The sequence below is a fragment of the Xenorhabdus ishibashii genome, from assembly GCF_002632755.1.
In the GTDB taxonomy this organism is placed as follows: Bacteria; Pseudomonadota; Gammaproteobacteria; order Enterobacterales; family Enterobacteriaceae; genus Xenorhabdus; species Xenorhabdus ishibashii.
This window is the reverse complement of the sequence record NZ_NJAK01000002.1, coordinates 77438-99680: the sequence shown is the minus strand read 5'-3', so window position 1 is coordinate 99680 and position 22243 is coordinate 77438. Positions and strand designations below refer to the sequence as shown.

The window sequence follows — 22243 nt, the reverse complement described above, 5'->3', positions numbered from 1 at the left end:
ATTATCGCGCGAGAGTATTTTTTGATAAAAATAGTTCTCATCCTGTATCGCAGAGAGAGCAATCATGGCGGAATACCTATCAGACGTTATATTGTTCGTTTTTTACCCAATCCTGTTGTTAGAAAAAGTTTATTAGAGAATGTAATTAAAGGCCTTCGATATATAAATTTATTTTATGTAAATATATTGACACCTATTTATTTGAATGTAATCTTGCTTGAAAATCTCAGTAAAACTTCGCCGTTAGTTTCGGCGTACTACAGGCCTATAAATACAAATTCTCTGTCACTTTCAATACAGGCAAAAACCTGCTGTTGACCACCTCCATAGGATGTGGTTTTCAGTTAAGAATAAAATTTATACTTTGAAAGGATAATATAATGGCTAACATGACAACGGTTCCTGCGGATGGTAAAAGTATTATCAAAGGACAACCATTCAGTGTAGTTTTTACGATAACTGGTGAATCAAATATTACGGATGCGGTGACGGTCAGTATTGTTTCTTCACCGGGTCTGATACTAATAAAGACATTCCCTGGCTCAGTTTATAAGAAAGTATTTTCCCAGCAATTGATATTCCTGGCCGATGAAAGCAGCAAGGATCATCAAATCAGCTTTACCACAAATTCTCCGAGCAAACTAAAAGGGGAGGTGACCTATCACTCTATCGACAATCCAGAGATGATACGAGACACTTGTGTACTGAGAGGAGCCTCGGCTTATTTGTACGATCCAAGTCCCGTTGCGTTTACTGGTCCAGCCCCAACAACCAACCCATTCATTTCAGCGTCAATCAATCCGATGATGAAAAAGGGAGGAGCAATTTCAAGCTATGATATTCCTCTTCGTGCAACAGCGCCCCTGCGAATATTCACTGCGGAGGACATGAAAGAAATTCCTGCTTATGAGGTTGATCTGGAAAAACAATATTATTACTATATGGTTAATAAACCATCAACTGATGCTGTTAACCTAAAAATATACGCAACTCAAAGTATCAATCGGTTCGTCGGGATTGAGACGATCTTCAGCCAGATAGAATACAGTCAAAAAGAAACCATATTTATTAACACTATTAAGCTTAATACATCCGATAGCTTTGAACCGCCTGTTATTGAGGAAACATACTCATCTTCTAATTTAACAAGGCCGGATCAAACGGATAATTTCCATTTCATGATTCCAAATTATCCGGGCGCGAAATCCGGTGATTTCATCATCGGGTTTGTGACCGACGATGACAAAGACATTTATAAGAAACAGCTATGTTTTGGACAGTTAGAGCGTGAACAGAGCGGATATTATAAATTGTCAGCCGATTACGATAATCTATACGCGGGTGATAATTTTATCAGCTATGTTGGGCTTGACGAAAAAGGCAACACTGTAGGATCTAAGCTTAATTACATAAGCTACGATAGTGGCGGCAATAACACCCCAGATCCCAATGATACAAACCGAACTCTGATTGCCCCAGAAGTCTATGATCAGTTCGGAGTATTTATTGGTATATATCAGGCAGTCAATATCAACAGTATTGGCCAAAAAGGGCTTGAGGTGCGACTGTTATCCGATTCGACGAAACCGGATACAACAATAGCCGCAGGTGACATGATCACGATTAAAGCTTATATCTCACACAGCATCGATACTCTCTCACCAGCCCGTCCTTTACCGATAGTAGTTATTGAAAATCACCCTGTGAAACCGAATGAAATAATAGATGGTTATTATAAGGTTATCATCAAACCTGAATTGCTGATGGGTTATGGCTCATCAGGGGGTGATGACGATAGCACGATCGCGATAGACTACAGACGTGTTGCTCAGAACCAGAAATCGAAACTTTATATCAGGAGCTTTGGTACAAGCTTTGGTATAGCAGAATCTTAACTAACCAAAATAAGTGGCAGCTAATAACTGTCACTTTTTATTAATCCGGCTGCAGTTTATATCGTCATAGGAATAAAGATTTCATGTAGTTTGCAGCCACATAAACTCTGTTCGGTAATATCAAAATAATTAAATTAATTGGTCAGAGGTGATTATATGTCTATAAAAAACAGTCTGACGGCCCCTTTTTTACCACAAAGTAGCAATGGTATTATTGATGAATCAGAACTAAGTCAATCCGTATTGGTGGTAGTAGTAAACCAATATGAAAAAGCCCATATTGGCGATTATATCATTGTTCATTTGAATGGAGATGTAAATATATCGTCAAAACCATTTTATATCATAGAGGAAAATATTCATCTTCCTAACTATGAAATAATAATACCATTTTCTGATATTCCTCTCGGTAGCTATGATGTTTTCTATACTGTTACCGACTGGACAGGAAATCCGGTGTCATCTGTAACTAGCCGCGTTACAATTAAAAAATCAGATTCTCCACAACAACCTATTGAAGCAACACTAATAATAACCGGATATCAACAAGTCGGTGACAATTATGCAATACTGACAATCCAGATTCACGATACAAAGACATCTGAACAAATTAAAAATACTGCCATCTCTTATAAAATAGAGCAGGCCATAAACATAAGTAGTGTGTTAGACATTGGCGGAGACCCCGAAACGATACAATCAATGACTACAGATGATTATGGACAGTTCAAAATGAATTTGAAAGGCCAAGAGGGAGGTAATTGTATTATAAGGGTTACAGCCAACAATCATGTCGGAAGTATAAAATATTTTATGGAACTATATTAAAGGGGAATTAATAATGGCAACTAAAACACTTAAATTTATTGATATAAAAAGTGGATGGTATATTTCATATTTTTTTATGACAGAGGCTGAATACGGTTATACAGTGAAAATATATGATGAAGATACAAAAACACTTTACGCCCAATGGACAAAACCAGACTATGGAGATAGTGAGATAAATAAATATGATGGCAAAACATTTCAATACACAGGAGCAGACGGGAAACTTGTATGCACTGTTGAGTGCCCTGAGAGTAATCATCTTGATAACAGTTGGAGTGAAGGTTCAATACAACCAAGTTCAGGAACGCCGATATTAGGAAGAACTTATTGTGCGGCTTTTGAGGATTTTGGTGGCTCAATTGATTACAATGACTTTTTTGTCTGTCTGGTAGGATGGTCACACGAAGGATAAGCACATCCCATTTTGCTATCAAAAAAGACCACCGCGAATTTTCACCGTGGGTGATAATACCCACGGTTTTCTGTTAATTCCAATGACATTCTCTTAATCACCATGTCATTTTTAGACCAATTTTTGCACTCAGCTCATAACTGTCTGCAAAATTATTCAGGCTGGTATTGACTGACGTCTGACCAGAGACAGAATACCTGCCATTACCCCAACTGTAGGAGCCACCAAAACCTGTCTCACCCCAAGTGTGGTCATTCCCACCGTGGAAGGCAACATTAGCAACATCAACAGCGTCATTATGTCCCAGAATTTCCTGACGGATGTTGAAAAGGCCGTAAAGATTAGAGGTTTTTTCATTCTTGCCCTGAGCATCACTCCCCTTTTGGCTGTAGTCTATCTTCGCACCTATGAGTAATTTCATGTTCCTACTTTGATCAAAGCGGACTTTGGTCCCAAACGTATCATGGAAATTATTCATATCGATGGAAGAATAAACCAACTGTGCTTGCGGAGTCAGTGACCATTTTGGCGTCAAATCAAACCGTCGCCCAGTTTCCAGACCCAATGCATATCCAAGGGCGGACTTACCATTACCCAGATGCTGATTCGCAGTCTTTGAATCCAGATCATTGTTAAAGTAAGTAAGTTGCGATAAGCCATCCAGATAAAACCCATTATTGCCGTACCACGTACTTGTCGCACCTATCGTGTAACCATTCGCATGGATTTTACCTTCACCATGTTCGGAGCCTACGTCTGCATTAATATTCGAATATTGCAGGAAAACACCACCAATCACTGAACCGTGGTCATTTTCATAAAAGCGTCCGTCTATGCCGACTTGAGCACGAGCCATGTTATAGGTGATATTACCAGCACCAGATGTGGTGATACGTGGCGATAATTTGCCGTAAGAGGCTGTCATCCGCCCCCATGCTCCATTGGACAACGGTTTTTTGTTATCGTCTGTGCTACCCTCGTCTGTAGTGGTTCTGAAACCCTTCACACCACGCAGTCTATCCTCACGCCCGTAGACTCGTCCATGCAAAGATTCAGGCATATTCAGAGTCTGTAAAACCCGGCCATAAGCCTCGTAAACGCTAACACCAGCATGATAGAGCCGCGTCGGAGGTATAGGATCTGGATTGGGTTTTGGATTGGTCAGCGATGAGCGCAGATACCAATTTCCATCCGAATTATCAATGCCATTCTTATGAAGACGGTAAGCATAAGCACCAGCCACAACGGCTGGCTCTCCCTTATAACTATAGTCACCAACCAAACTGAAAGTTCCGTCTGACGTGCCTTTCACATCAACAACCTTGATGCCTTCATTCGTCGGCGCACCCGCTCCGCCGACATTTTTGATAACGAGATGAGTTGTGCCGGATGTGCTGCCGTTCACCACAAGTCTATCAGTTTTTGAATTATCGCCTTCCAACACGGTCGATAAATTCACCGTACCGTTATTGCCGCTGTAGTTACCCGCAATCGCCAGTGTACGCCCCACGGCTTCGTTATCTCCGCCAGCCAAGACTGTGCCACTGTTATTCAAAGCGGAAATAGTCGTATTAAATCCGCCTATATCAAGCTTACCATGTTGCCCGATTGTATATGACGAAGCTACACTGAAAGCCCCTTCCGCTCCTTGGCGAAGTGTTCCCTTTTGTACTTCTGTTATGCCTGTATAGTGGTTAGCGCCTGTCAGAACGGTAGTACCGCTACCGGCCTGCACCAATTGCCCTTGCCCTTTTAGGGAACCGGAAAATGTCACTTGATCGGCACGGTTGAAAACCAGTTTCGTATCAACCCCACTCTCCACCAGCCCTGCGAGGGTTCCGCTGTTATGCCCGTCACCGATCTGTAAAGTGCCATGACGGATTACCGTGCCACCCGAATGAGTATTTGTGCCGGTAAGCGCCAGCGTGCCTTTACCGTTTTGAACCAATCGTCCCTCACCGGTGATATTGCCACCAAATGTCACTGCATCTGCGCGGTCAAAAGCCAGCGTGCCTTTGCTCCCAGTGACCACATCGCCGGAAATGTTGCCCTTGGTACCGCCGTCACCTATCTGGAGAATACCGTGTGTCACTGTAGTGCCACCCGAATGAGTATTTGTACCGGTAAGCGCCAGCGTGCCTTTACCGTTTTGAACCAATCGTCCCTCACCGGTGATATTGCCACCAAATGTCACTGCATCAGGGCGGTCAAAAGCCAGCGTGCCTTTGCTCCCAGTGACCACATCGCCGGAAATATTGCCCTTGGTACCGCCGTCACCTATCTGGAGAATACCCTGTGTCACTGTCGTGCCACCCGAATGAGTATTTGTACCGGTAAGCGCCAGTGTGCCTTTACCGTTTTGAACCAATCGTCCCTCGCCAGTGATATTGCCGCCAAATGTCACTGCATCTGCGCGGTCAAAAGCCAGCGTGCCTTTGCTCCCAGTGACCACATCGCCGGAAATGTTGCCCTTGGTACCGCCGTCACCTATCTGGAGAATACCCTGTGTCACTGTCGTGCCACCCGAATGAGTATTTGTACCGGTAAGCGCCAGTGTGCCTTTACCGTTTTGAACCAATCGTCCCTCGCCAGTGATATTGCCGCCAAATGTCACTGCATCTGCGCGGTCAAAAGCCAGCGTGCCTTTGCTCCCAGTGACCACATCGCCGGAAATGTTGCCCTTGGTACCGCCGTCACCTATCTGGAGAATACCCTGTGTCACTGTCGTGCCACCCGAATGAGTATTTGTACCGGTAAGCGCCAGTGTGCCTTTACCGTTTTGAACCAATCGTCCCTCGCCAGTGATATTGCCGCCAAATGTCACTGCATCTGCGCGGTCAAAAGCCAGCGTGCCTTTGCTCCCAGTGACCACATCGCCGGAAATGTTGCCCTTGGTACCGCCGTCACCTATCTGAAGGACACCCCGCGTCACTTTCGTACCGCCCGTGTAATCATTCTTACCGTTCAGAACCAACGTACCGAAATCCGTTGTTTCAAGTGTAGCCGAACCCGTCAGGATTGACTCAATTGTGGCAACTCTACCGGTTGTTGACATATTACCCGTTCCAACGCGAATTTTAGCGCTGCCTGTTTTATCATTTTCTAAGGTCAGAGAATCACCGGTGATTTTGTAACCATCAGCGCTAAACTGCATACCATTTACAGTGACATTACCATCGCTGTTATCTAGCTTCACGGTGCCTGAGGCACCGGAGAAGATGGCAAACTGGTCAGTACTTTTCCAACTGGAATTGGGATATCCTGTTTTTGACGTCCAGTTATCATTTCCACCGACCTGCCAAATACCATCACCCCCATCAATGGCATTATTGTTGTGTTTACTGCTGTCACTACCATCCCAGTAATTCAGGAGCATACCGCCAGTATTGATGAGATGAACTTCATGGTTTCTATTCATACCGAGAGAGAGTGAGTCCGGTTTTCCGCCAGTGAGCGTCATTCCGTTATCGGTTAAGGTGCCGCCATAATGGAATATATCGTATTCACCTGCTGCTAGCCCACCAAGATCCGCGACATTAAGCGTTCCTGCCAGTGTCAGATCACCACGGACATTAAATAATGCAGACGCGGATGCATCCTCTGCCCCAAGCGAAATATCCACATTGGCGCCGCTACTGAGAATAAGATCTTTGCTAAATGTCAGAGTATCGCCTTGTTTGCCTGTAAGGTGACCGCCGCTTTCGATTGTTGTCGTGCCGCCAATGATGCCAGTACCATTAACACTCCCCCCATTTTTAACATTGAAGGTCGAGGTTGTTGCGCCTAGCTGGTTGTCAACGACAAGAGTTCCCTTTTCAACACGCGTTGATCCTGTAAAAGCCGAGGAATCCGAACTTATCCTCGTTACACCAGCGCCCATCTTCTCGATATGACCATTTCCAGAAATAACACCATCAAAGTTGCTTGTTCCATTCAGATTGAGTGCCAAAGTGCCTTTGTTTACAATATCGCTCTTGGCAAGATTTCCGGTCGTGCCACCATTACCGAGTTGTAACGTTGCACCATTGCCAATGGTAGTCTGGCCTGAGTAGGTGCTATCATCGGTTACGATCGCCTTGCCACCCGTGATCTCCAGCGTACCTGTCCCGTTTATTTCACCATCAAGTGTCACCACACTGTTCGCGGCACCAGCAACAATAACCGCCCCATTATTGTCAATTCCGGTGAGTGAGAGCGTGCCGATTGTGGCACCATCGCCAAATTGCAGTTTGCCTGATGTCACGGTGATTGGCTTACCTGTAGTTACATTGCCGGTCAGGGTCAAATCACCTGTACCCTGTTGGTGAAGGGAACCAACGCCTTCAATATCAGCGGCAAAGAGGGTGTGAGCCGTTCGGTCGAAGGCCAGTACGCCTCCCTGCCCGATTGTCACTTTGGAAGTATTATCAATGCTTCCCGCTGTTCCTTTATCACCAAGTTGCAAAATACCCGATTCGATTTTTGTCTCACCTGTATAGGTGTTTGCATTTGTCAAAATGGTTATGCCACTACCCACTTGGTGAACTGAACCTGCGCCACTAATAATGTGGTTATAGGTAATTTTATCGTTCCAGTTGAAATAAAGGTTTCCCTCATTGTCAATATTACTGGAGACACTTCCTGTTTTATGTCCGTCACCCAGACGTAACGTGCTGCCGGATAATATATTGACCGTGCCAATATTCATGTCGTGGGTATAGGTAAGATCCAGATTTCCCGTCGTAGCACTTTTTCCCCCGATGGTGACAACTGAATTTTTCGTTCCGGACACATTGCCCTTCAGGCTTGCATTTGGACCAGACATATAAAGGCTGGTACTGCCAAGCTCTACATTGCCATCAATTGCGCCTGAATTATGAATATCGTTAGTAATGGTGCCATCATTCTTTATAGAGAATTGGTCTCCCTTTATTACACCGCCATCCAAATTCGTGATGGTATCAACAACGCCTTTATCGTCGATATAGATTCCATTTCGCTTTCCATATAAAAAGGAAGCGTTGGTAATCTGTTTAATTTTGGACGACCTGATCTGGGGATTGGCGTCTAATTGAGCCTTGCCTTGCCCAGTGACTTGAACCGCATCCTGGTCAGCCGTGATCCCTTTACTCCCGGAGTTATTATTCAGATTTTCGAGGTATCCTCCACCTTGAATCAGAATGCCGTGATAGAGGCCAGTCACTGTTCCATAATTATTGAAAGTATCGACATTACTGCCAGAGTCAATATCAAACGTTGCGAGATTAGAGAGAATGTTACTTTTCTGAGATTTAAGTATCCCATAATTATCAATGGATTCAAGTGTTGACGTTTCAACAGCTATTCCATCAATCGATCCTTTATTCCGATTTAGGATCTTACCTATGTATCCATATTTATCTTCATTATTTGAGCCACTCGCATATTGTATCTGTATTGCATTCAATGAGTTAATGTCATTATTGGCGTTAATTGAACCATCATTATCTAACGTGTTTATTTGACCAGAAACCCAAATAGCTCCCGACACTCCACTTATTGTTCCGTGATTGAGCAACTTTTCAACAGAACCAGTGTAAGTTACTGTGACTCCACTGGTTCCCTGCAAAACTCCATAATTCTCAATGCTATCAACTAAAGTTTTTGGGGCCAGATTATTGTTATCGCCGACATTAACTGCACTGTATTTCAGACCGTAATGATCAAAATCATTTGCATTCCCTTTAGGGGCATTAATCGATGCACCTTTATTAATAATAAGATTCTCACAACTTGATAGATTATAGGGATTTGTCTCATTATCGGAAATAGTCGTCGTATTCGAAGAGCCACATGATGATGCAACCACTATTGTATTAACACTTATTCCGGGAAAAAACAAAGCTACTCTAAGGGCTATCGGTAACACGGCACGTCTATATATTTTCATAATTTGGTTCCCTAAATAACTTAGGCTCATATAGAAAGGGAGCTAATGTGTCTGAAATATAATCAACGCTTTTATCAACAAAAATAAAATAGTGCGGACTCTCAGACTATAAATACTTTAGAATAACTTTATTATTTCGTCGATTATTTCTACCCCAATTTACACCTCTGGAATAGATTCTGTGCTAAGCAAGGGTAAGCTCAAGACGTGTGAATTTTTTGACGAATACAAAAACGCATAAGGCAGGATGACAGCGTTCTCAGGTATGAGAAATTTAATTCTCTGATATTAATGCGACAAAAAATCCTTCAAAAATAACATCAATAACTCAGGCTTTTCTTCATGAGGAGAATGACCAGTAAAAGGAATATTTAATAAGTAAGAATGAGTGAGTGAGTGACTTAATCAGCTAACTCAGTTAAGTGAGTGCGTGACACTAAACTATCCTAATCCGCCCCGCACTGCTATTAATTCATAAGTGATCTTGCAGATAGCTTGATTAGAACATTATTTCCTCCATTTTCCTTAATCCAAAGGACACACTCGGATTATATGGCCATCAGGATCTTTCACGAGGAAAGTGCGACCAAAAACGTCAGTGTAGGGTTCCTGCTGAATTTCAATGTCTGGATTTTGTTGCCATTGCTCAAAGAGTTGATCAACTTCTTCACAAGTGGGTAACATAATACCAATCTCTGAAAACCGCGGCACTGTGTTATCTGGCTTCGTTCCTCCACTCCAAATAGCAAAAATAGCTTCTTTACCTACAGTAAATGCAACATAACGTGGGCTGGAAAAAACCGGTTCAGAATTTAAAATAGTTGCATAAAAGGCTGTAGAGCGCTCGATATCAGAAACGTAAATCAGTTGAAGATTAGGCTTAACAGCAGAAACGAATTTTTCTATTGCGGGGATTTCTGTCTCAGGTCTTTCAACTACAACCTTAAGCCTTGAGAGTGTTTCGACCAGATCTTGCGTCACTTGCTTAAAAAAACTTACCGCTTGGGCATCAGAAAGTTGGTCTTTAGGCTCAAAAGAAACACTCACCTGAATACCATTTGCCATATTATTTTCGCCAGTCAAAATTTGGTGACAAAAAGTTAACACTCCCATCTGTGGCAAATTGACTTGATCAGTGAATTCTTTATTAACTTCAATCTTTGCAAGATAGAAACGAATTTCCGGCATACCACTCAATACCATTCTGCCGTATTGCCCTGTTTTCATTTCACCTTCAAATTCAAAATATTCAAGATCAACCTCCCATTTTTTTCGTAAATCAAAATTGACATAATGGGACCAAATATGGGATGGCTTTGCATTTACCGATGTAGAAAAAGTTAGGGTTAGCATAAAAAAACTCCAACAGTCAGGTAGCAGGTTCAATACATTAAGAATCCTCAAGATAACAAACCCGTGTGACAGTTTTTGTCAGTAGTTAATGCTCTATTTTTTCCGTTTCCCGCCACTCTCTAAGTAATGACTGTCTTGAACGGGGATAACACAGTTGTTCTATTTTCAAGTAGCGCATTCTATCCGACCTGAAATGGCGAAATGTTTTTCTTAATTCACACCAACCAATAACAATACTGATATTCTCAAAATATCCCAATGCAAATGGCCATATTGTTCTTGTCGATTGATTGTTTTTCAGATCTAAATAAGTGAAAGTGATTTTATGCCGATGATTGATCGCTTGCCGTATTTGCGGGATATCAATGGAAGGTTCAATTTTCGTAGTAGCAGGCCCAACTAATAATGCATTCATCTCAAGATATTGTTTAAGTTCTGTTGGGATCACGGCTGCAATTTTATTGATTGCACTATTTGCAGATGCTTTTAATTGTGAATCAGCACGTTTTGCCACCCAACTGGCCCCTAACGCCAAGGCTTCTATCTCATTTTGCGTTAACATCAACGGTGGTAAAACAAATCCCGGCCGTAAAATATAACCTATACCCGCTTCTCCCTCGATACTTGCACCTTGAGCCTGTAAGGTCGCAATATCCCGATAGAGAGTCCTTAAGCTAATATTCAACTTCTGCGCCAATACCTTGCCCTGCACGGGAAAGTAATAACTGCGTAATATTTCCATCAAAGTTAACAAACGCTGTACCCTAGACAATTTATCACATCCTTAATGTTGACTAATTAATACATCCAAATTTGTAACATCCATGATCATTTCTCCATAATAATTTCTTTCACTGAATAATTAAAAACTATAATTGTAGATAAAAATCAACAATACTCCATCTAATCAGAAAATTATTAATCACCTAAACAAAATCTATTTTATTTGTTCACTCTTTTCTGTTATTTATTCTATTGATATCAGTTCGGCCTATAAAGGACTTAAGGTAAGATGACCATCTATAATCTAAAACCATTTTTCCAAAATCTATTACGTCCTCTCGTAGTTTCTCTACAAAAATATGGGGTCACTGCCAACCAAGTCACATTAAGTGCGATGTTCTTGTCAATCACTGTTGGCCTATTGTTGAGCCTGTTTCCTTCTACCAGTTTCTATTGGCTACTGCCTATTTTTCTTTTCATTCGTATGGCACTCAATGCCGTTGATGGTATGTTAGCCCGAGAATATCACCAGAAATCTCATTTAGGGGCTATTTATAATGAACTTGGAGACGTGATTTCCGATGTTGCTCTCTATCTCCCCTTCTGTTTTTTACCTAATATCAACAACGTCAGCCTATTGGTAATTTTATTTCTGGCTATTCTAACGGAGTTTATCGGTGTTTTGGCACTAATGATTGGTGCATCACGACGCTATGATGGTCCAATGGGAAAAAGTGACAGGGCTTTTATCTTCGGTGCTTATGGATTGATTATCGCATTTTTCCCTTCAACCTTAAGTTGGAGCCATTATTTATTCCTTATTGTGATTATTTTACTCTTGATAACTTGTTACCAACGCGTTGTCAAAGCCTTGCATGAAATCAAACCAACTGAGCAGCCACAATCAAAATAAGGCATTAACATGACACTCTCAGAAAAAACATCACCCTTAAAACTACAAGCATCAAATCAACGTACTGCCAAAGAATATTATTTCACCACATCAGATCAGGTTTCCCTATTTTATCGTTATTGGCCCCAAGAACAGAATGAGGCAAAAAAAGCCATCATTATTTTCCACCGAGGCCATGAACATTCGGGGCGAGTTCAGCATATTGTTGATGAACTCAATCTTCCTGATATTCCAATGTTTGCATGGGATGCCCGCGGACATGGAAAAACAGAAGGAGTACGTGGTTATAGCCCATCAATGGGTAGATCTATTCGTGATGTTGATGAATTTGTCAGGTTTATTGCTACTAATTACGGTATCGTAATGGAAAATATCGTGGTTATTGGCCAGAGTGTCGGGGCTGTATTAGTGTCTGCCTGGGTGCATGATTATGCGCCAAAAATCCGTGCTATGATCCTTGCAGCCCCTGCGTTCGATATCAAATTATACGTTCCCTTTGCAGTACCGGGGTTAAGATTGATGCAAAAAATACGTGGGATTTTCTTCATCAATTCTTATGTAAAAGCGAAATTTCTGACTCACGATGAAGATCGTATCGCATCTTATAATAATGATCCCCTGATTACCCGCGAAATCGCCGTCAATATTCTGCTAGAACTTTATCAAACTGCAACACGTGTTGTACAAGATGCCAGCGCCATTACATTGCCGACACAATTGTTTATTTCTGATAATGATTATGTAGTAAACCATAAACCCCAACACCAATTTTACCAACGATTGAATACACCTATTAAAGAAAAGTATGTTATGAATGGTTTTTACCACGATACGCTGGGTGAAAAAAATCGCCATTTGGTCTTCGACAAAATACGTACTTTTCTTGATCGTACTTTTGCTATTCCACGTTACCAACATGATTACAGCAATGAAGATATCTGGAGCCATACAGCCGATGAGTTTCGTACATTGGCTCATCCGTTACCCCGTTGGTGTCCTAAAAATCTTGGTTATAAATTAATGCGTAAGGCAATGAATACACGATGGGGTCGAGCTTCTGAAGGTATCCGTATCGGCTTTGAAACAGGTTTTGATTCCGGCTCCACGCTGGATTATGTCTATCGTAATCAACCACAAGGCCAAGGAATTTGGGGACAGCTAATGGATCAGCAATATCTCAGGGGCAATATTGGCTGGCGCGGTATACGTCACCGCAAAATCAATATGGAAACATTAATCCGTCAAGCTATTCATCATCTACATCAACAAAACCAACCGATTCATATTGTAGATATCGCTGCCGGACATGGACGTTATATTTTTGATGCGATCAACGATTTCAGCACAATTGACTCCATTTTGTTAAGAGATTACAGCGACATTAATGTCAATCAAGGCCAGTCTTATATTGAAGAGCGTAATCTTACCGATAAAATTCGTTTTGTAATCGGTGACGCTTTTGATGCTGAAAGCATTACATCCATTTCCCCCACACCAACTCTGGGCATTGTTTCCGGTCTTTATGAATTGTTTCCTGACAATACGTTAATTAAAAATTCCCTGCATGGTCTTGCTGATGCGATCGCCGAAAATGGGTATCTGATATATACCGGACAGCCCTGGCATCCACAACTTGAAATGATCGCCCGCGTTCTTTCCAGTCATCGTGAGAATCAACCGTGGGTCATGCGACGACGTACCCAAGGTGAAATAGACGCATTAGTAGAAGCGGCTGGTTTTGAAAAACAGTATCAATTAACGGATAACTGGGGGATTTTTACTGTATCGATTGCCAAACGCATTCATCGCCGGAAATAAATCTATGAAATCTCCAATGCAACTTCCCTTTGAAAGTCGCCAACGTTTATGGCTGACAGCCTGTGTATGGCTATTGTTTCTGGCACCCTTTTTCTTTATGACATACGGGCAAATTAATCAGCTCACCTCACTCAGAGACGACATAAAAGCCGTCGTTTTCAGTTGGGAACAGAATCTCCCTTTTTGGTCATGGACAATTATTCCTTACTGGAGCATTGATTTGTTTTACGGGATATCATTATTTATCTGTACCAGCCGCCGTGAGCAATGGCTTCATGGCTGGAGATTAGTGACAGCGTCACTGATTGCCTGTGCCGGATTTTTGTTATTCCCTTTGCAATTTTCGCTTTCCCGCCCTGCAACAGCAGGTGTTTTCGGATGGCTGTTCACCCAACTAGAACTGTTTGATTTGCCCTATAATCAAGCACCTTCCTTACATATTATTCTGTTATGGTTACTCTGGCTGCGTTACTCCATACACATTCAAGGCTATTGGCGTGGTTTGCTGCATGTCTGGTCTATCCTGATTGCCTTATCAGTCCTTACCACTTGGCAGCACCATTTTATTGACGTAATCACAGGTTTTGCCGTAGGTGTGGTCATTAGTTACTTATTACCGATTTCACATCATTGGCAATGGCAACCAAGTCAGGATAGCTATGCTCGAAAACTCTTTGGCTATTATATAATGGGAAGTTTCTTTTTTATGCTGATGGCATATGGATTAGGAGGAATTTTCTGGATACTGTTATGGCCTGCTATATCATTATTAATGATTGCCCTTGGTTATGCTGGATTAGGTAATTCAGTGTTCCAAAAACAATCCGATGGATGCATATCACTGTCCGCTCGCTGGCTACTGGCACCGTACCAATTGGGAGCCTGGCTTTCTTATCTTTGGTTCAGACGCCAAAGCTCTCCTTATAATCAGATCGTAGAAGGAATTATCCTCGGTTGCTTGCCGTGCCAATCCGATATTGAGCCAATCAATATAACCAGTGTATTTGATCTGACTGCTGAGTGGCACAGAAAACCTGATCACCATGAAAAACACTATATATGCCAACCTCAAATAGATTTATTACCGCTAACACCAGAAGCACTGCAATCCGCTGTTTGTACATTGGACAAATTACACCAAAAAGGAAGCGTATTCATTCATTGCACACTAGGATTGTCCCGCAGTGCCATGGTTGTAGCAGCATGGCTATTGAAACAACATCCTGAATATAATATCACAAAAGCAATAAATATCCTGCGTAAGGCCAGGCCACTAGTGACTTTCAGGCAGGAACATTGGGATGCTCTTGCACAATGGGAAAGCATCTATCGGTATAGGAAAGCATGATATGCAACCAGAAGACCTGACAAGTAAAATCGTTATTGTCACATTAAAAAGTTGGCGCTTTATTTCTGGCATATCTGCCTTAACAGTTCTTATAGCAACCGCTATATTTATAACAAACTCAAACAATCATATAATTTATTTTATATTGTTATTCGCTGCTTTACTCAATCAATATTATTGTTGGCGTACTTGGCTGGATTACCACTATTTTCATATTATTAGTTTATATCCCGAAAAACATGCAGATTTCGATCAAGCGTTATTACTTATTTTTAATAAATCACCTCGCTCACAAACAATGAATGAACGCTTCAAAGGCGCAATAAAGTTGTTAAAACAAGCAATTTTGTTTTTGATCTTACAATTAGGATTATTTGTGCTATTTATCTTAATAAAGTGAGCATCAAACTCAGAATTTACCTACGTTACTAAAAACAAGCACTAATCTATTAGTTAACTTTTTGACATATAACACTTTTCTGGGCTGATAAAAGCGATATGCTAGCATTACTTTTTTCAGCTCATCATCTGCTATCCTATTTTTTGGTTCTTAATTAAATGAATACTCGTAAAATTAAGGGAATACGCCCATTTAGTGCGCTTATTGACGCTTGTTGGAAAGAAACTTATTCTTTTCAACGTCTTATAAAAGACATAATTGCCGGGATCACCGTGGGAATCATTGCTATCCCACTGGCAATGGCTCTGGCAATCGGCAGTGGTGTGGCACCACAATACGGCCTGTATACTGCGGCCATTGCCGGTATTATTATTGCTGTGACCGGAGGATCACGTTATAGCGTTTCCGGTCCAACGGCGGCTTTTGTGGTGATACTCTACCCTGTATCACAGCAATTTGGCCTCAGTGGCCTGCTTATCGCCACGCTCATGTCTGGCATTATTTTGCTTATCATGGGATTAGCGAGATTTGGCCGATTGATTGAGTACATTCCACTGTCTGTCACGCTTGGATTCACTTCTGGTATTGCTATTACTATCGCGACCATGCAAGTGCAAAATTTTTTCGGCCTGAAACTAGACCATGTGCCGGAAAATTATATTAATAAGGTAATTGCCCTCTCCCAAGCGTTTCCTTCATCACAACTTAGCGATACCCTCATCGGTTTAACAACCCTGCTAGTATTGATTTTCTGGCCAAAACTAGGTTTGAAGTTACCGGGTCACTTACCGGCATTGATGGCAGGTACGGGTATCATGGGGATCATGCATCTGTTAGGCCATGATGTGGCAACGATTGGCTCATCATTTAGCTATACGCTGGAAGATGGTACACAAGGCCAAGGTATTCCCCCTATTCTTCCTCAATTTATCCTACCGTGGCAATTACCTGATACTCACTCGCTTGATATTAGCTGGAATACAGTATCAGCATTGCTCCCCGCCGCATTTTCTATGGCAATGTTAGGGGCAATTGAATCCCTGTTATGCGCCGTTATTTTGGATGGTATGACAGGAAAAAAACATCATTCCAATAGTGAATTAATCGGTCAGGGAATGGGTAATATTGTCGCTCCCTTCTTTGGTGGGATCACCGCAACTGCGGCTATCGCCCGTTCAGCCGCCAATGTGCGGGCAGGTGCAACCTCACCAATTTCCGCTATCGTTCATTCACTGCTGGTATTATTGGCGCTGCTGGTTCTTGCCCCAATGCTTTCTTATTTACCGCTTGCCGCTATGTCAGCCATTTTGTTGATTGTGGCCTGGAATATGAGTGAAGCCCATAAGGTTATAGACCTCATCCGCCGTGCCCCCAAAGACGATATCATTGTCATGCTGCTGTGTATGTCATTAACCGTTCTGTTTGATATGGTGGTGGCAATCACAATAGGCATTGTGCTGGCTTCATTGCTGTTTATGCGCAAAATTGCCAATATGACCCGAATCAGTATTTCTCCTGCAACAAATCATGATACAGGTTTGTTGGTTGTGCGAATTAATGGTCCTCTGTTTTTTGCGGCTGCGGATCGCATTTTTGCTGAACTGAAAGAACAAGGAACCGATTATCACACCATTATTATGCAATGGGATGCTGTTCCGGTGCTGGATGCAGGCGGGCTACATGCTTTTCAAGGATTCGTCAGGGAGATGGGAAAAGAGAAACATCTCGTTGTGTGCGATATTTCCTTCCAACCCTTGAAAACTCTGGCACGAGCCAAAGTCGAACCCATTAAAGGGCAATTGAGCTTTTATGCCACTTTATCCAAGGCACTGAAAGAAATAGATTAACCTAAATCTCCAGATAAGAATATTAGATGCTTTTTTGGTCTAATATTCTTATCGTTATTGCAAAATTCAAGATAAGCTTATTTTTCACCCTAAAATTTGACTTAAATATGAACGCAGATATGGAGAGTTTTTATGCTTTTTTCACTCAATAAGCACCTTATGGCAACAGTATTTATCGTTTTTTCTTCCGTTACGTCATTGCTTGTCACAGATTCCATGGCTGCGGAAGAAGTCATACATATAGATTTTCAATTTGATAAATTCTCTTTGCCGGTAGCAAATCTCGAAATTGATGGAAAAAAGCAAAAGTTAATGCTCGATACGGGTGCATCTCAAGCCCTCCATTTAACTAAAGAGTTTATGTCGGAAATCTCAGGCTTAGTGATAGGTCCTGAAAAAGTACGCTCTACTGACATTACAGGCAAAGTTTTTTTTAATGATAAATTTCACATACCACAACTTTCGATAAATGGGATGATATTTAAGGATATTACCGGAGTTTCGCTAACACCCTGGGGAGTGACCTTGTTAGGTCAAGAAAAAAAGCTTCCCACGTCGATGGTAATGGGCCTTAATTTATTCAAAGATAAAGTTGTTCTTATCGATTACAAAAACCAGCAATTGTCAGTTTCTGATCATTTGCCAGCGTTGGATGTCAATGTGGCTGATGGTTGGAGTGAATTACCGTTGAGACTCACTCGAGAAGGCATTGTTGTCAAAGTTTCACAAAACGCCAAGAGTTACAACATGATCCTGGATACTGGTGCATCAGCTTCCATTTTTTGGCAACAAAGGCTGCAATCACCTCCAATTATCCTTCCCTGCGGGGCTTTGAGAAAAGAGCTGAGCAAAGAAGAATGCGTTGTATCAACGTTTCAACTTGATGAGAAAGATGCTAAAAAAATAAAACTGAATTCACTACTGGTTGATGGAGATTTTAATCATTTAAATGCGGATGGATTAATTGGAAATAACTTCTTCAATCAATACGCAATATTAATTGACTTTCCTGGTAAGAGATTATTTATTAAAGATAATGCGTAAAAAAATTAGCGGTTACAGGGCAAAATGTCTGTAACCGCATTATCAAAAAACCAAACAGATCGCGTGATTATTTACTGGTATCCAGCTCCGTGAAATTTTTCACTACATCATCAATGGCTTTCATCTGCATCAGGAATGGCTCCAGTTTTGCCAACGGCAATGCTGATGGACCATCACATTTTGCATTTTCTGGATCAGGATGGGCTTCAAGGAACAAACCGGCAATTCCTACCGCCATACCAGCACGTGCCAACTCTGACACTTGCGCACGGCGACCGCCGGAAGCTGCACCAAATGGATCACGGCATTGTAATGAGTGAGTGACATCAAAAATCACTGGTGAGCCATTGGTTGCCTGTTTCATGACACCAAAGCCCAACATATCGACGACCAGATTGTCGTAACCAAAATTACTGCCACGGTCACACAGTATTACCTGATCGTTGCCACCTTCTTTAAATTTATCAACGATATTTCCCATCTGCCCTGGGCTAACAAACTGAGGTTTTTTGACATTGATAACTGCGCCAGTTTTTGCCATCGCTTCAACCAGATCAGTCTGACGGGCAAGAAAAGCGGGAAGCTGGATGACATCAACCACATCTGCAACAACCTGGGCTTGCGCGGGTTCATGTACATCAGTAATGATTTTCACGCCAAAAGTCTGCTTCAGCTCCTGAAAAATTTTCATTCCCTCTTCTAAACCAGGCCCACGATAGGAGTGGATCGAAGAGCGGTTAGCCTTATCAAAAGACGCCTTAAAAACATAAGGAATGCCCAGTTTTTGCGTTACAGTCACATAATGTTCACAAATACGCATGGCCAAATCCCGTGACTCAAGGACATTCATACCGCCAAACAGTACAAAAGGCAGATCATTCGCGACCTTGATGTCACCAATATTAACCACTTTCTGTTGCATGTTTATACCTTCTCTTGTTAAGGACAAATAAATTTGCTGTATCCGTAAAAAATAAATAAGAAGCAGAGAAATGCCGCTTTATAACGCCTTTAATGGAGGACGATTGCTCTCCGATCAATGGAATTAATCTGCATTTTTATCATTTCTGAGATCGGGTCCTCAGGGCAATGCTCCACGAAATAACTCAAATCTGAAACAGCAATGTGATTGCAATCGAGCTGCGCATAAATCAATCCTCGGTCGCGGATTTCATACGGATCATCAGGATCGAACATCAGCACAACTTCACTGGCTTTTAACGCCAGTTCCATTTTTTTCTCTTCCATCAAGGAAACTTTGATGACGTCGGTGACTTTTCGCACAATACTGATATTATCAGCTTCCTGTAAGTCTTTATTTTCCAAACTAACCATTGGGCCAATATTGCCTTTCAACCAGACATCAAGGATATGTTCGTTGAGAGTATCGCCATTCATCGGGTTAATAAACCACGTCGGCTCATCAGCCAGATCAACCCGTAAAATTAGCTGTGTCGGGAATATAACAGGCTGTACAGGTAATGCCAGCACCTGAGCAATATGTGCAAATACCGTCCCCAATGTTACGGGGGCGCCTTGGCGTGAACGTAATACACCATCCAACCACAGAGTATCAGACAAACAATACACCCCATTCGCTCCACCAAATTTCCATTCTCGATAAAAAAGCGTCAATAGCGCTTGTAATTTTGTTTTGGTGTCAGTAATAGAGGAAAGTTTTTGTCGAGCTTCTTCAACCAATGCCGTTAATTGTTCAGTCACCGTTGTTTGGGGAAAATCAGGACGAATGGCCTGTGTTACCAAAATAATACCATCTATCAGGGAAGCATTATTGAATTCATAATTAACTATGGTTTTCATTTTTATTCCATTGACCTACCGTGATACGTTCGTTACCGCCATAATCCTGAAAAGTAGCTACCTGCTGATAACCTTTTTCCAAAAATAGGTTTCTGACAACGATTCCCTGTTTCCAGCCATGTTCCAATAATAGCCATCCGTTTGGCAACAGGAAGTGGCGAGCCTGCTCTATAATTGTCTGCAAATCTGCTATACCATTTTGTGCAGCGATCAATGCAGTGGCTGGTTCAAACCTGACGTCTCCTTCGCGCAGATGAGGGTCAAGCTCATCAATATAGGGAGGATTACTGACAATCATATCAAATTGTCTTTCCCCAACCGCAGAAAACCACTCACTTTGCAGAAAATTCACATTGTGAACGGACAGTTTTTCCGCGTTTCTTGCAGCATTATGTTTTGCCAATGCGACTGCATCAGGATTGATATCCACCCCAGTTACACAGCAATCATGTCTCTCACTTGCCAATGCCAATGCAATTGCCCCAGTCCCTGTGCCGAGATCAAGGATCTGTGCCGGTGGATCAGGCAATAGTTCCAGAGCCTTTTCCACCAGACATTCTGTATCAGGACGCGGAATTAAGGTTGCTGGCGATACCGTCAAAGCCAGTGACCAAAATTCACGCTCCCCCACAATATAGGCTATTGGCTCTCCCTGCATACGACGAGCCAGAAAAGCATCGAGCCTATCTATTTCCGTCGGGGAAATAGATGTTTCATTAAATGCAATGAGATAAGTACGGGAACGCCCTGTTACATGTTGCAACAGGATTTCTGCATCACGCTTAGGGCTATCACTTTCAGTCAACTGCGCGGCCGCATGCCGGAGCCAATGTTGATAATTCATCAATCCTGCTCTGACAATGCGGATAATTGGTCTGCTTGATATTCAGTAATGATAGGTTGGATAAGCATATCCAGCTTGCCTTCCATGACTTCTTCAAGGCGGTATAACGTTAGGTTGATACGGTGATCGGTAACCCGTCCCTGTGGGAAGTTATAAGTACGGTTACGATCTGAACGGTCGCCGGAACCGAGCAAATTGCGGCGTTCAGAGGCTTCAGCTTCCTGACGCTTTTGCATCTCAGCAGCACGAATACGCGCAGCAAGCACAGACATCGCTTTTGCTTTGTTCTTGTGCTGAGAACGCTCGTCCTGACACTCCACAACAATGCCCGTTGGCAAGTGAGTAATGCGAATTGCAGAATCAGTGGTGTTGACGTGCTGCCCACCCGCGCCGGAAGAACGAAAAGTGTCAATTTTCAGGTCACTTGGGCTGATTTCCGGTAATTCCGCTTCTGGGATTTCCGGCAGAATGGCGACGGTGCAAGCAGAAGTGTGAATACGTCCCTGAGATTCAGTCTCCGGTACACGCTGAACACGATGACCACCCGACTCAAATTTCAGGTGACCATAAACTTGTTCACCAGAAATTTTGGCAATTACTTCTTTATATCCGCCATGTTCACCTTCATTGGCACTCATGATCTCAACTTTCCAGCGACGGGATTCTGCATAACGGCTATACATGCGGAATAAATCTCCGGCAAATATCGCAGCTTCATCCCCCCCCGTTCCGGCACGAACTTCAAGAAAACAGTTGCGCTCATCGTCCGGATCTTTTGGCAATAACAGCAATTGCAGTTGCTGTTCCAGCTCTTCATTACGAATTTTTGCGTTTTTGAGTTCTTCCTGCGCCATTTCCCGCATTTCAGGATCATCAAGCATCATCTCGGCTGTTTCGATATCATCCTGAACGCTTTTCCAGGCTTTAAAACAGTTAGTCACATCGGTCAGTTGAGCATATTCCTTTGATAACGCGCGAAAACGCTCTTGATCAGCGATGACGGTGGCATCACCGAGGTGAGCCAAAACTTCTTCATGGCGTTCTTGTAATGCTTCCAATTTAGCGACAATAGAAGGCTTCATTCGT

The 22243-nt window shown here is 42.3% G+C and carries 16 protein-coding genes; 9 read left to right on the top strand and 7 right to left on the bottom strand.

Annotated features, from left to right (window positions below; genetic code table 11):
* The first annotated feature begins 380 nt into the window (after positions 1–380).
* From Xish_RS16100 to Xish_RS16090, 3 genes are all read left to right on the top strand, one after another.
* Positions 381–1895 carry a hypothetical protein gene (locus Xish_RS16100; RefSeq protein ID WP_099118846.1) on the top strand — a complete coding sequence of 505 codons (1515 nt, stop codon included), beginning with the start codon at positions 381–383 and terminating at the stop codon, positions 1893–1895.
* A gap of 156 nt (positions 1896–2051) precedes the next feature.
* Positions 2052–2723, top strand: coding sequence for a hypothetical protein (locus tag Xish_RS16095; RefSeq protein ID WP_099118845.1), 672 nt, complete (start codon positions 2052–2054; stop codon positions 2721–2723).
* Between the two features lie 13 nt (positions 2724–2736).
* Positions 2737–3138, top strand: a complete 402-nt coding sequence (locus Xish_RS16090) for a hypothetical protein (RefSeq protein WP_099118844.1) — start codon at positions 2737–2739, stop codon at positions 3136–3138.
* A 97-nt stretch (positions 3139–3235) separates the two neighbouring features.
* Here the strand turns inward: Xish_RS16090 and Xish_RS16085 are convergent, their stop codons facing one another.
* The 3 genes from Xish_RS16085 to Xish_RS16070 all read right to left on the bottom strand — a co-directional run bounded on the left by Xish_RS16085 (position 3236) and on the right by Xish_RS16070 (position 11171).
* A complete protein-coding gene (locus Xish_RS16085; protein WP_167383293.1) occupies positions 3236–9046 on the bottom strand; it encodes an autotransporter outer membrane beta-barrel domain-containing protein in 5811 nt (1936 codons plus the stop codon).
* A 525-nt stretch (positions 9047–9571) separates the two neighbouring features.
* Positions 9572–10399 (bottom strand): VOC family protein, encoded by an 828-nt coding sequence (locus tag Xish_RS16075; RefSeq protein WP_244186178.1) that lies wholly within the window; start codon positions 10397–10399, stop codon positions 9572–9574.
* An 85-nt stretch (positions 10400–10484) separates the two neighbouring features.
* Positions 10485–11171: a helix-turn-helix transcriptional regulator gene (locus Xish_RS16070; RefSeq protein WP_099118842.1), complete on the bottom strand. Its 687-nt coding sequence runs from the start codon at positions 11169–11171 to the stop codon at positions 10485–10487.
* 240 nt (positions 11172–11411) lie between these two features.
* Between Xish_RS16070 and Xish_RS16065 the strand changes: the two genes are divergently transcribed.
* The 6 genes from Xish_RS16065 (at position 11412) to Xish_RS16040 (ending at position 18492) form a co-directional block, all read left to right on the top strand.
* The gene (locus tag Xish_RS16065) at positions 11412–12035 is read left to right on the top strand and encodes a CDP-alcohol phosphatidyltransferase family protein (protein WP_099118841.1); all 624 of its coding nucleotides are present in this window, start codon (positions 11412–11414) and stop codon (positions 12033–12035) included.
* Between the two features lie 9 nt (positions 12036–12044).
* Positions 12045–13853, top strand: coding sequence for a bifunctional alpha/beta hydrolase/class I SAM-dependent methyltransferase (locus tag Xish_RS16060; RefSeq protein WP_099118840.1), 1809 nt, complete (start codon positions 12045–12047; stop codon positions 13851–13853).
* Between the two features lie 4 nt (positions 13854–13857).
* Positions 13858–15201 (top strand): phosphatase PAP2/dual specificity phosphatase family protein, encoded by a 1344-nt coding sequence (locus Xish_RS16055; RefSeq protein ID WP_099118839.1) that lies wholly within the window; start codon positions 13858–13860, stop codon positions 15199–15201.
* Between the two features lies 1 nt (position 15202).
* A complete protein-coding gene (locus Xish_RS16050) occupies positions 15203–15601 on the top strand; it encodes a hypothetical protein (protein ID WP_099118838.1) in 399 nt (132 codons plus the stop codon).
* A gap of 158 nt (positions 15602–15759) precedes the next feature.
* Positions 15760–17448, top strand: a complete 1689-nt coding sequence (gene dauA, locus Xish_RS16045; protein ID WP_099118837.1) for a C4-dicarboxylic acid transporter DauA — start codon at positions 15760–15762, stop codon at positions 17446–17448.
* Between the two features lie 132 nt (positions 17449–17580).
* Complete coding sequence (locus tag Xish_RS16040; RefSeq protein WP_244186176.1) at positions 17581–18492, top strand: pepsin/retropepsin-like aspartic protease family protein; 912 nt, start codon at positions 17581–17583, stop codon at positions 18490–18492.
* Between the two features lie 67 nt (positions 18493–18559).
* Here the strand turns inward: Xish_RS16040 and kdsA are convergent, their stop codons facing one another.
* The 4 genes from kdsA to prfA all read right to left on the bottom strand — a co-directional run bounded on the left by kdsA (position 18560) and on the right by prfA (position 22239).
* Positions 18560–19414 carry a 3-deoxy-8-phosphooctulonate synthase gene (gene kdsA, locus Xish_RS16035; RefSeq protein ID WP_099118836.1) on the bottom strand — a complete coding sequence of 285 codons (855 nt, stop codon included), beginning with the start codon at positions 19412–19414 and terminating at the stop codon, positions 18560–18562.
* Between the two features lie 89 nt (positions 19415–19503).
* Positions 19504–20313 (bottom strand): invasion regulator SirB1, encoded by an 810-nt coding sequence (gene sirB1 / locus Xish_RS16030; RefSeq protein ID WP_099118835.1) that lies wholly within the window; start codon positions 20311–20313, stop codon positions 19504–19506.
* Entirely contained in the window at positions 20297–21157 is an 861-nt protein-coding gene (gene prmC, locus Xish_RS16025; RefSeq protein ID WP_099118834.1) for a peptide chain release factor N(5)-glutamine methyltransferase, read from the bottom strand. Before prmC ends, sirB1 begins: the two co-directional genes overlap by 17 nt.
* A complete protein-coding gene (gene prfA / locus Xish_RS16020) occupies positions 21157–22239 on the bottom strand; it encodes a peptide chain release factor 1 (RefSeq protein ID WP_099118833.1) in 1083 nt (360 codons plus the stop codon). The genes prmC and prfA overlap by 1 nt, the downstream gene beginning before the upstream one ends.
* Positions 22240–22243 lie beyond the last annotated feature (4 nt).

Coding starts and splice junctions, on each gene's coding strand:
- Xish_RS16100 (WP_099118846.1), top strand. CDS start 381: ATGGCTAACATGACAACGGTTCCTGCGGATGGTAAAAGTATTATCAAA.
- Xish_RS16095 (WP_099118845.1), top strand. CDS start 2,052: ATGTCTATAAAAAACAGTCTGACGGCCCCTTTTTTACCACAAAGTAGC.
- Xish_RS16090 (WP_099118844.1), top strand. CDS start 2,737: ATGGCAACTAAAACACTTAAATTTATTGATATAAAAAGTGGATGGTAT.
- Xish_RS16085 (WP_167383293.1), bottom strand. CDS start 9,046: ATGAAAATATATAGACGTGCCGTGTTACCGATAGCCCTTAGAGTAGCT.
- Xish_RS16075 (WP_244186178.1), bottom strand. CDS start 10,399: ATGCTAACCCTAACTTTTTCTACATCGGTAAATGCAAAGCCATCCCAT.
- Xish_RS16065 (WP_099118841.1), top strand. CDS start 11,412: ATGACCATCTATAATCTAAAACCATTTTTCCAAAATCTATTACGTCCT.
- Xish_RS16060 (WP_099118840.1), top strand. CDS start 12,045: ATGACACTCTCAGAAAAAACATCACCCTTAAAACTACAAGCATCAAAT.
- Xish_RS16055 (WP_099118839.1), top strand. CDS start 13,858: ATGAAATCTCCAATGCAACTTCCCTTTGAAAGTCGCCAACGTTTATGG.
- Xish_RS16050 (WP_099118838.1), top strand. CDS start 15,203: ATGCAACCAGAAGACCTGACAAGTAAAATCGTTATTGTCACATTAAAA.
- dauA (WP_099118837.1), top strand. CDS start 15,760: ATGAATACTCGTAAAATTAAGGGAATACGCCCATTTAGTGCGCTTATT.
- Xish_RS16040 (WP_244186176.1), top strand. CDS start 17,581: ATGCTTTTTTCACTCAATAAGCACCTTATGGCAACAGTATTTATCGTT.
- kdsA (WP_099118836.1), bottom strand. CDS start 19,414: ATGCAACAGAAAGTGGTTAATATTGGTGACATCAAGGTCGCGAATGAT.
- sirB1 (WP_099118835.1), bottom strand. CDS start 20,313: ATGAAAACCATAGTTAATTATGAATTCAATAATGCTTCCCTGATAGAT.
- prmC (WP_099118834.1), bottom strand. CDS start 21,157: ATGAATTATCAACATTGGCTCCGGCATGCGGCCGCGCAGTTGACTGAA.
- prfA (WP_099118833.1), bottom strand. CDS start 22,239: ATGAAGCCTTCTATTGTCGCTAAATTGGAAGCATTACAAGAACGCCAT.